The organism is Oleiphilus sp. HI0061 (assembly GCF_001635675.1).
In genome coordinates this window covers 1-669 of the sequence record NZ_LWFE01001706.1, presented here as the reverse complement: position 1 = coordinate 669, position 669 = coordinate 1, and the positions used below count along the sequence as shown (strand labels likewise).

Annotated in this window: 1 protein-coding gene; it reads right to left on the bottom strand. The window is 39.3% G+C overall.

Annotated features, from left to right (window positions below; translation table 11 throughout):
* A partial coding sequence (locus A3735_RS26285; RefSeq protein WP_068638943.1) for a MarC family protein occupies positions 1-474 on the bottom strand: 474 nt, incomplete at its 3' end.
* Between the last annotated feature and the right edge of the window lie 195 nt (positions 475-669).

The window sequence follows — 669 nt, the reverse complement described above, 5'->3', positions numbered from 1 at the left end:
ATTGCCCGAAAAAATCATCAGAATACAGGTTAGCGTGCTGATAGATACAATGGCAAACATCACAGAAAGCTGGCCCAAAGCCGAACTAGTCGAAGAAAACAACAAAATACTTACTGTTAAAGAGCCAGGCCCCGCAAGTAGCGGTATGGACAATGGGAAAACCGATATATCTCTGCCATTCCCGCTGCCAGCGAAAGACAAACTACTGGTAACCATACGAAACGCCGTATAAAACAAAAGCACGCCACCGGATATCTTGAATGCATGAATACTAATCGCAAGCTTACTTAAAAGGAGTTCACCAAAATTGCCAAACAATACTAGTAGCATCGTGGAAATAAGACAGGCCTTGAAAGCGATCAACTTTCGACCTGAACCACTTTCAAGCAAAGAATGGAAAATTAAAGCCATTCCAATCGGATCGATGATCACAAATAGAGCAACCAACGCTCCAACATATACACTTATATCCATAAGAATCTCATAAAAGGACTTACTATCACTATAGTATTGAATCGTGCCAAGCGCGAAAGATACTTTCTCTAAAGCGAAAAGGCTTAATTTTTTTGTATGTGATAAATCAATCCCTATATATTTTATTGCCCTTTAATCCTGATTTAAAAAGACCCGCAGCGTAATAATATGACATAATGTTCATGTCGACTCACA